The following is a 9497-nucleotide window of genomic DNA, read 5'->3' as shown; positions in this document are numbered from 1 at the left end:
CCGGTGGCGAGGCGGGCGGGGCGGGTGAAGGTGGCCTTCACCGCCGGCTATGCATCGGCGGACGATGTGCCGGGCGACATCATCGCGGCGGTGCTGCTGCTCGTCGGCCACCTCTACGCGCACCGCGAAGGGGTGATCGTCGGCGCCGTCGCTTCCGATCTGCCGCTGGGCGTGTCGGCCCTGCTGGCGCCGCATGTGTTCAAGGGCTGACCGGTGTCTGTCCGAAAAACGGGTGCCGGTGACCTTAACCAGCGCATTCATTTCGAACGCGCCACCGAAACCGAACTTCCCGGCGGGGGCTATGGGAAGGTCTGGGCGCGCGTCGGCTCCGCCTGGGCGGAACGGTGGGTCGACGGGGCAAGGGAACGCTCTGCCGCCATGCGGGAGGAGACCACGTCCATGGTCCACTTCCGCATCTACCGGCAGGTGGTGGACGGCCTGTCGCTCGATACCACCATGCGGGTGGTGTGGCGCGGTCAAACCCTCAACATCCGTGCCGTGGCCGATCCTGGCCCGCCGGCCCGCTTCGCCGTGATCGATTGCGAAACTGGGGTGCCGACCTGATGGCCCGGCGCTCCCGCGTCATCGGCGGCCAGCGTCTCCGCCGCCGGCTCCGCCAGCTCCCCGCGGCGATCCGCAAGGAAATCCGCGAGGTGGTGGAGGAGGGCGCGCTTGCCATCCTGGAAGACGCCGTGCAGCGCGCTCCGGCGCCCGGCGCCCACCCCTACGCTACGGGCGAACTGAAGTCCAAGCTGCGCTATCGGCTGACGAAGGACGGCCTGACCGCCCGTATCGGGTCCTGGGGCAAACGTCGCCGTGCCGGCCATGCGCATCTGGTGGAGTTCGGCGTGGCGCCGCACACGATCACGATGCCGAAGGGTGGCGTCATCCGTCATCCGGGCGCCCCGGCCAGCCCGTTCCTGCTGCCCGCCTTCAAGCTCAACCGGCGCCGGGTCGGCAGGGCCATCGCCGAAGCGATCAACCGCGCCATCAAACGGGTGAGCTTCATATGAGCAACGCCAGTTGGGCCTTGCAGGTCGCGACCGTGGACGCCGTCCGCGCCGCGGTCGGTGCCGCTGTGAAGGTGTTCGACGGGCAGGCGCCCGCGGAGACCGCCTTTCCCTATGTCGTGGTCGGTGAAAAGACGATCGCGCCGTGGGACAGCTTGGCCGTGGCCGGCGAAGACATCGACCTTACGATTCACGTCTGGGACCAACCCACCGGATCGTCGGCACAGGAATGCGAACGGGTCCTGGGCCTGATCCGTGGCGCGCTGAACCGCAAGCGCTTGCCCCTGGATGGGATCGGGCTTCGAGCGGTCCGCGTCGTCTTCGAACACAGCTTCATCGAGCCGGACGGGCGCACCCGTCATGGCCTGATCCGTATCCGGGCGCTGGTGCGCCCGTGACCCCCGCGGCTTGGCCGCATTCCATACAGTAGGAGAAACCGCCATGAGCGGCGAAGCAGTATCGAGCGCAGGCACGCGCCTGTTCATCGGTGGAAGCACCCCGTGCGACACCAAGGCCGAGTACGAGGCCCTGACCTGGGTGGAGGTCGAGGAGATCGAGGACATCGGCTCCTTCGGCACGACCTTCGAGAAGGTGTCCTACAAGGCTCTGGCCGGCGGCACGGTGCGCAAGAAAAAGGGCACTGTGGACCACGGCTCCACCACCCTGAAGCTGGCCCGCATCCCCACCGCCACCGGACAGACCGCCATCAAGGCCGCCGTCGCCGACCGGCAGCACGCCTACAACGTCAAGATTGAGTTCGATGATAAGCCGGCGGGTGCCGGCGCGACGCCGACCCGCATCTACATGCCGGCCTTCGTGATGTCCTACACGACCGAAATCGGCGGTCCCGACAAGGTGGTGGAAACGAGCGTCGGTCTGGAAATCGACGGTGAGCCGCTGGAGGTTGCGGCGGACGACGGCCCGTAACCGGCCCGGCCTGACCCGGCGGCTGTTCGTGGCCGCCGGTCCTTTCTCATTCCAAACAGCGAGACATGAGATGAAGAACCCCGCCTATGTTGACGGCGTGATGACGATCTTCCTGGGGGAAGACGAACGCTCGGTGGACCTGAAGGCCAACGCCCGCGCCGCGAAGGCGATCAGCCGACACTTCGGCGGTCTCTCCGACGCCTATGCGAAGGTCGGCGCCTTCGATTTTACGGCTGTAGTGGCTGTCGTCAATGCCGCGTCGGGCCGCGTCGGCAAGGAGGCGGAGGCCACCGAAGATGAGGTGTTCGATGCCGGGCTGGCCTTCGTCGCGCCGCTGGTTCTGCAATATCTCGGCTTCCTCTCCGGTGGCGGCAAGGTGCCGAAATCCAAGGAGGCGAAAGCCGAGGCGGAGCCCGCGGAGGGAAACGCGGCGGCGGCTTGAGCCTGGACGAGTATGCCGAGGAAATGACCGGCTACGCGATGGGCTGGCTGGGATGGGCGCCCGACGTGGCGGACGACACCCCGTTCCCGGTAATCGGACGTGCCTTGGAAGCGAAGGCCGATTTCCTCGCGGCGACCACGCCCGGCGCCAAGCCGCGCAAGCGGCGGCGGAAGAAGCCGCCAAGCCAAGCCGAATTGAAAAGCAAGATCAGGGCCGCGTTGACGGCCTTCAAGAAAGACAAGGCTCCCGAGTGATCGGGGGCCTTCTTCATTTCCGGATGCGCCATGACTGAAATCGACAGCCTTTCCGTTCGCGTCGGTGCCGACACCCGTGGTCTTCGCGACCTGGGCACGGCGGAACAGCGGATCGACCAGTTCACGGCGCGTGCCGACCGCAGCCTTGCCCGGATGGATGCCGCGTTCGACCGGCTGAACGCGGTGGCGCTGCGCTCCCGCGACGTTCTGCTGGGCTTGGTCGGGCTTCAGTTCGGCGGTGATCTGGCGGGTGAGTTCATGCAGGCCACGGACTCGGCCATGCGGTTCCAGACCGGCATGGCGCAGGTGTCCACGCTGTTGAACGACACCGCCGGCATGAGCCGCTATACCGCCCAGGTCAAGGCGATGGCCCGCGAGTTCGGGACCATGCCGGTGGATCAGGCCAAGGGCCTCTACGAAATCCTTGCCGCGGGCGCCTACTCCGCCGCGAACGCGGTGGAGGTGCTCGACGCCTCCAACCGGCTCGCCATCGGTGGCGTGACCGGGGTCCAGACCGCGGCGGACGGCTTGACCAGCGTCCTGAACGCCTACGGTGCCGCCGCGGGCAGCGCCGCCAACGTCTCGGATGCCTTCTTCGCGGCGGCGGCGGCGGGCAAGACCAACATCCAGGAGCTCGCCGCCTACATCGGTCAGGTGTCGCCCATCGCGGCGCAGACCGGCGTATCGCTGGACGAGCTGATGGCCGCCGCCGCCGCGCTCACTGCCGGCGGCATTAAGACCAGCACGGCCATGGACGGGCTGCGAAGCGTGATCGCGGCGGTGCTGAAGCCCAGTCAGGAGGCCGCGGAGACGGCGGACGCGCTGGGGCTCCAGTTCAACGCAGCGGCCCTCCAGTCCAAGGGGCTGGCCGGGTTCCTGGCCGATGTGGCGGTCAAGGCCAACGGCAATACGGAGGCCCTGGCTCTCCTGTTCGGCGGCGTCGAGGCGTTGTTGCCGGTCATGGCGCTGGGCAGCACCAACACCACGGCCTTCGCTGACGCTCTGGCGGCGCTCCAGAACAAGGCCGGGGCCACCGAAGCGGCCTACAACAAGATGGCCGAAACCGCGGAGAAATCCGCCGACCGCGTGCGGGCTGCGGCGGAGCTGTACCGCGTCGAGTTGGGCGACCGGCTGCTGGTGGCGATCCAGCCAGCGACCCGCGCGCTCGCCGACAATTTCGAGGCGGTGACCGGCACGGTGGAAACGGCTGCCGCTGTTCTGGCCGCCTCTTTCGCGGCGCGCGGGGTGGCCGCCGCGGTCCGGGCCACGGCGGAGTTCAGCGCCGCGCAAGTCGCCATGCGTCGGGACTTGGCCGGGACCACCGGCCACCTTTTCGCCAAGGAAGCGGCCATGCGCTCCGGCGCGGCGGCGGCAGTCGCGGCGGCTCTGGCGGACGATCAGGCAGCACGGGGGGCGCTCGCGTCGGCGCAGGCCAGCCTTGCCGCTGCGCAAGCCCGGCAGACGGACGCCATCGCCGCCCTGCGCAACACCGCCGGCAAGGCAGGGCAGTTCGCCGCGCAGGCTCGGTTGGAGACGTCCACGGTCGCCTTGACGCGGGCCGAAACCGCCCTTGCCGCCGCGCAGACCCGCGTTGCCGAGACCGGCGCCGCCGTCACCATGGCGCAGGGCGCGCAGGCGTCGGCGCTCCAGCGGACGGGCGTGGCCGCGACCATGGCATCCCGCGCGATGGCCGGTCTGAACGCCGCGACCGCCGTTGTCGGCGGGCCTGCCAGTGCCGCCCTGATGGTCGGCGCCGGGGCCGTGGCCTACTTCGCCACGCAGTCCACGCAAGCCGAAGAGGCGACCCGGCTGCACGAAGCCGCAATGCGCGATTTCGGCACGGCGGTGGATGGCAGCACGGGCAAGCTGCGCGACATGACGGAGGAGGTGAAGAACCTCCGCCGGCAGCAGTTGGAGGCGGACAAGGAGGCCAACCAGCGCACGGTCGAGCAGCAGGAGACCTACGCGCGGGCGGGCCACTTCAAGATTGATCGGGCGGCCTACGATTCCGGCCTGTCGAAAGAGGAGGCGGCCAAGGTCTTCGCCCCGGCGCGGGAGCTGCAACAGCAGTTTCTCGATTCCAAGATCAGCGCCACCGACCTGTTCAACGCCATCGAGAAGCTGGCGAAGCAGGATGCACGGCTGCGGCCCGTCGCCAAGGCGTTCGCGGAATGGGCGGGGCCGCTCACCACCGCCCGGCAGAACATCGCGGAGACCGACGCCAAGCTGGGCCAGTTGAACGGCACGGCGACCGCAACGGCTCCGGCGATAGCCCAGACCGGGCAGAGCGCAACGACCGCCGCCGGAGGCTTCGCCCAGATGGGCGATGCGGTGACGGGGGTTGCCAACGCTCTGGATGGTCTCAACCGCAAGACGCAAACGCTGAGTGTGCCGAAGGGGTTCGAGCGGGACTTTGCGACCTTGCTCGATCAGGTCACGGAGGGCGGCAAGAAAGCCATTACCGGCGATCAGGCGAACACCCTGCGCAGCGACTTTGCCGGCAATCGGAAGGCGACCGTCCAGGACGAGACCTCCGACCTGGAGCGTCAGGCGCTCGGCAACAAGCTGTTGGCCGGGGCGGTGACCGAGGCGGCGCGGGCGCACGCACAGAACCGCATCGAGCTGGCGAAGGTGGCCGGGACCTATCCGGACGTTGACGCCGCCACCGTCCGGGCGCTGCTCACCACGAAGGATTTCGGCGCCGTCGTGCGGACCCTGCCCACCGATCTTCAGCAGCGGTGGGCGGCGCTCCAAGCATCGTCACAGGCGCAGCTTGCCGGCGCCACGGCGCAGGCCACGGCGCAGATGACGTTGCAGGTTGCGGCGGCGAACCGCCTCGCCGACGCCGCCGGGCGGGGCGAGGCGGCGCAGCGGGCCGCCGCCGCGGAGAACGAAGTCGCCGCCGCATCCCTGCGCGGCCTGTCCGAAGCGACGGTACGTGCCAACGAGGCCGCCAAGGAATCCGCCACCCGCGTCCGCATCCAAGCCGAGTTCGCCGGGCAGATCGACTTGGAGGTAGCGGCGAACAACCGGCTGGCCGATGCGCTGAAGAAGGGCGCGGCGGCGGGCCGGGAGGCGGAGCTGCAAAACGCCGCCATCGCCCAAACCCTGAAGGAGGTGCCCTATCCGAAGGCCGGAGAGGACACCGCCGCCTGGAACAAGGCCCTGGCGGAGAACATCGCCAAGCTGCGCGAACAGCAGGCGTCCGCCGATGGTCTGGACCTTTCCCGCTACCAGCAGCAGTTGGACGATGCCACGCGCAAACTCCAGCAGGAGCGCCGCCTGTCCGGCCTGTCGGAATCCGACGCGTCGGCGGCCCGTGCGCGGCAGGACGTGCTGGACAACCTGCGCAAGCGGGGCCGGGCCTATGAGGACTTGTCCGAGCAGGAGCGGCGGACCGTAGACGGCCAGATCGCGCAGGCGGAACAGAATGCGGCGCTGGAGCTGGGCATCCGCCGGCAGCGCGACGCCATGGACGCGCTGGGCGACGCGGTGGACGACGGGGTTGTGCGCCCGCTCGAAAGCGCCGTGGACGCCATCGTCAAGGGGCAGGGCGAATCCCTGAAGTGGGGCAACATCCTGCGCGGCATGGCCGCCTCGCTGCTGGGCGACTTCATCCGGCTCGCCGCAATCAACCCCTTTAAGAACGCGGTGGGGCTGGGGAGCTATTCGCCGACGCTGTGGGATGAGGCGGGTGGTGGTTCCGGCGGTGGGGGCGGCCTGACCGGTCAGTTGACGAACTGGGGCACGAACCAAGCGTCGTCCTGGGCCGCTGAGAAGATGGGCCTGTCGCCGACCAACATGCTGGACAGCTTTGGGACCAACTACCTGGGCATAGCGCCGGTTGCCGGGGCCGGTACGGTCGGAGGCATCACCGGGGCTGGTGGTGTTGCTATGGGCACCGCTCAGGGCGGTGGAGCGTTCGCGGCGGGTGTGTCGCCGGCTGTGGGCGGTATGTCGAATGCGGCGGTAACCGGGGCCGGGTCGGGGCTGGCCGCTGCCCCTGCGTCGGCTGGGGGCATCGCCGGCTCTGGCGTTGGTCTCGGTGCGGCGGCGGGCGGTGTCGTCGGCGCGGCAGGCGCCGGCTACATGGTCGGCGGCTATCTCGGCACAAAAACGAACAGCAAGGCCGTGGGCGCCGCGTCCGGGGCTGCCGCAGGGGCCGCCTACGGGACAATGATCCTGCCCGGCTGGGGCACGGCTATCGGCGCGGTCATCGGCGCCATCGCCGGTGCCATCGGGACACAGAAAGCGTCGGTTGGCCCGAACAGCCGCGCCAACGTGATCTACGAAGGCGGCCAGTTCAAGCGCGGCACCAGCGCGGCGGACAAGGGCGGCGACATCACCAAGACGCAGACCCTTGCGGACCAGATGGCGGCGGCGCTGAACAGCATCGCCGCCGCCGGCAAGATGAAGAACAGCTACGACATGCCGGTGGGCGCGTTCGAGCTGTTCGAGAAGGATGGCCGGTTCATCACCGACATCGGCGGCAAGAAGGCGGAGTTTGGCGACCCGCAATCCGCCGTTGCCGCTTTCCTCAGTGAGGCCATCACCTCCTTCATGGAGAATGGCGCCACCGAGTGGCAGGACTCGGAAGGCAAGGCCATCGCCGACAACATGCGGAAGGCGCTGGATTTCTCCATCGGGAAGCCGGTGGAGGAGCTGGTGGCGAACCTCGCTTTCGCCGCCACTGACTTCGGGACCGCCTACGATGCCATCGGCAAGGCCGGCGCCGACGAGTTCAGCCAGCAGATCGAGAACCTGTCGGTTGATTTCCAGACCGCCCGCGACAAGGCCGCGGAGATGGGCCTTGCCACCGAAGGCTTCGGTGACAGCCTGGGGAAGGCCACCGACCGGCTGTACGCCGCCGCCAGCCGCGCCCTGTCCGGGCTGAGCGGCGTGGACAGCGTTCTGACCGCCATGGAGAGCTGGCGGAAATCGGCGGTCGCCCTGATGGGGGCGGGCCGCGATCCGCAGCCGGCCATGGACTTGCTGGGCCTGCAACTCCGCGACATCGCCATTTCCTTCGGTGATAGCGCGGAGGGGATGCAACGCCTTATCGAGGCGGGGCGCACTCTCCGTCAGATGGGAGAGACCACCGGCGCGCTGTGGATGGACACCCGCGCCGATCAGGTCCGCAACAAGCTGTCCCAGGACCTGGGAATGCGCGAGATGGCCGCCCAGGTGGCGCTGGGGGCGGTGACCCAGGATGCCTACGACCTGCGGATGCTGGAAATCCAGCAGATGCAGGAGTTGGCGGCGGTCACCGACGAGGCGTATCGGGCCGATCTGGCGCGGACGCATGGGCTGGAACGTCAGGCCCTCAAGGCGAAACAGGCGGCGACGGCGACGGCGGCGCTGACGGCGGCGCAGGAGCGGCTCGTTTCCGCGGCCGGGGACATCGTGGCGGACCTGGACCGCGAGCGGGCCAGCGGCTCCACCGGCCTGTCGGCGGAGGAGCGCATCAGGTCGGTGGACTCCGCGCTCCGCCGCGATTTGGCGTTGTCTCGCCACTCCGACCCGGCGGTGGCGGAGGCGGCCCTGCGGCGTCTGACCACGACGAAGCAGACGGCGGAGGACACCTACAACGCCATCTATGGCGAGGCGTCCGAAGAGACCGCCGCCATGCTGCGGGCCTATGAGGAGCAGGTGCGTGACCTGCCGGCGGTCCGGACGTGGGAACAGAAGATCCTCGATGCGCTGGTGACGCTGCCCTCGCAGATCACGGCGAACATCGATCTGAAGGGGCGCATCCTCGAAATCTACGAACCGGCGGTGCTCCAGCGGATCGACCCGGCGCTGCGCCCCATTGTCGAGAAACTGGCGACCCTGGCGGAGCAGGGCTACGACTTCACCGCCCTGCCGGCGGATGCCCAGCGCAACATCGCGGAGGTGCTGTCCCGGCTCCAGTCCGGCGCGTCGGTGGTGGCGCTGGATTTCAGCCGCGTGCCCGCGGACGCCCGGCGCGACCTGACCGAGGCCCTGGGCCGCTATGCCGGCGACCTGAAGGTGGACGAGTTCGAATGGTCCATGCTGCCGCCGGATGCCCGCCGTCTGGTGGCCGAAGTCATGGGGCGGTACCGCGGCGACGTGCGGGTGGAGCAGCTCGATTTCAGCGAGGTCCCGGCGGACACGCAGCGCGCCATTGCCGAGCTGCTGACGCGCACACTGAACGGCGACGCGGTGTCCGCCTGGACGCCGATCACCCTGCCAGCGGATGCCGCCCGCACGGTGACGGAGACCATCAAGCGGGATGTGAGCGAGACGGTCTCAACGGCGGTCATGCGGGACCTGACGCAAGGGTTCGCCGCAACCCAACTGCAAAGCACAAGCCTGATGATCCGGCAGCTTGACGAGATCGGGCGCCTGATTCTCACGGGCTCCGTCAGCACGGTCCGGGCGATCACCGGCAATTACAGCTGGGGTGCGGACGAACTGGCGGCGGTGCTGAACAGGGCCAAGCCGACCGTGCTGTCCACCGGAATGGCGACCTACGTCGCGCGCTATGCCGACGTGGCGGATTGGTGGGCGCAGGACCCGACGCGCAATCCGCAAGCTCACTACAACGACTCTGGATGGCGTGAGGGCCGCGTGTGGGAGGGGTCAGGCTGGGCTGGCTTCTCCACCGGCGGTCCGGTATCCGGCCCCGGCACGGAGACCAGCGACGATGTTCCGGCCTGGCTGTCCGTTCACGAGTGGGTGATCCGTGCCGCGGCGGCGCGGAAGGCCGGGGCGGGCGCCTTGGCCGCGCTGAACGAAGGCCGGATCGGCGAGGCGGCGGCCCTTCTGGCGGAGCGGGCAGGGATGCCGATGGTGCCGCATCTGGCCGGTGGAGGTCCCGTGCTTGGCGATCTGCCCGCCCTG

8 protein-coding genes are annotated in these 9497 nt (G+C 69.1%); all 8 read left to right on the top strand.

The features are described from left to right. A partial coding sequence (locus tag GBZ26_RS22850) for a head-tail connector protein (protein ID WP_174440822.1) occupies positions 1–210 on the top strand: 210 nt, incomplete at its 5' end. A 3-nt stretch (positions 211–213) separates the two neighbouring features. Next, entirely contained in the window at positions 214–564 is a 351-nt protein-coding gene (locus GBZ26_RS22845; RefSeq protein ID WP_174440821.1) for a phage head closure protein, read from the top strand. Beyond that, positions 564–1013, top strand: coding sequence for an HK97-gp10 family putative phage morphogenesis protein (locus GBZ26_RS22840; protein WP_174440820.1), 450 nt, complete (start codon positions 564–566; stop codon positions 1011–1013). Before GBZ26_RS22845 ends, GBZ26_RS22840 begins: the two co-directional genes overlap by 1 nt. Beyond that, entirely contained in the window at positions 1010–1408 is a 399-nt protein-coding gene (locus GBZ26_RS22835; RefSeq protein WP_174440819.1) for a DUF3168 domain-containing protein, read from the top strand. The genes GBZ26_RS22840 and GBZ26_RS22835 overlap by 4 nt, the downstream gene beginning before the upstream one ends. A 43-nt stretch (positions 1409–1451) precedes the next feature. Further along, entirely contained in the window at positions 1452–1937 is a 486-nt protein-coding gene (locus tag GBZ26_RS22830) for a hypothetical protein (protein ID WP_174440818.1), read from the top strand. Between the two features lie 70 nt (positions 1938–2007). Then, positions 2008–2379 (top strand): hypothetical protein, encoded by a 372-nt coding sequence (locus GBZ26_RS22825; RefSeq protein ID WP_174440817.1) that lies wholly within the window; start codon positions 2008–2010, stop codon positions 2377–2379. Further along, positions 2376–2633, top strand: a complete 258-nt coding sequence (locus GBZ26_RS22820) for a hypothetical protein (RefSeq protein ID WP_246653566.1) — start codon at positions 2376–2378, stop codon at positions 2631–2633. The genes GBZ26_RS22825 and GBZ26_RS22820 overlap by 4 nt, the downstream gene beginning before the upstream one ends. 30 nt (positions 2634–2663) lie before the next feature. After that, positions 2664–9497: phage tail tape measure protein (locus tag GBZ26_RS22815; RefSeq protein WP_174440816.1), on the top strand; the 6834-nt coding region annotated here is incomplete at its 3' end.

The sequence above is a fragment of the Azospirillum formosense genome (assembly GCF_013340925.1).
Taxonomy (GTDB): domain Bacteria; phylum Pseudomonadota; class Alphaproteobacteria; order Azospirillales; family Azospirillaceae; genus Azospirillum; species Azospirillum formosense.
Note: the sequence above shows the minus strand (reverse complement) of the source record. Positions and strands in the feature narration are given on the sequence as shown.

Excerpts from the sequence above, each read along its gene's own strand:
- GBZ26_RS22840 (WP_174440820.1), top strand. The coding sequence starts at position 564 with ATGGCCCGGCGCTCCCGCGTCATCGGCGGCCAGCGTCTCCGCCGCCGG.
- GBZ26_RS22835 (WP_174440819.1), top strand. The coding sequence starts at position 1,010 with ATGAGCAACGCCAGTTGGGCCTTGCAGGTCGCGACCGTGGACGCCGTC.
- GBZ26_RS22830 (WP_174440818.1), top strand. The coding sequence starts at position 1,452 with ATGAGCGGCGAAGCAGTATCGAGCGCAGGCACGCGCCTGTTCATCGGT.
- GBZ26_RS22825 (WP_174440817.1), top strand. The coding sequence starts at position 2,008 with ATGAAGAACCCCGCCTATGTTGACGGCGTGATGACGATCTTCCTGGGG.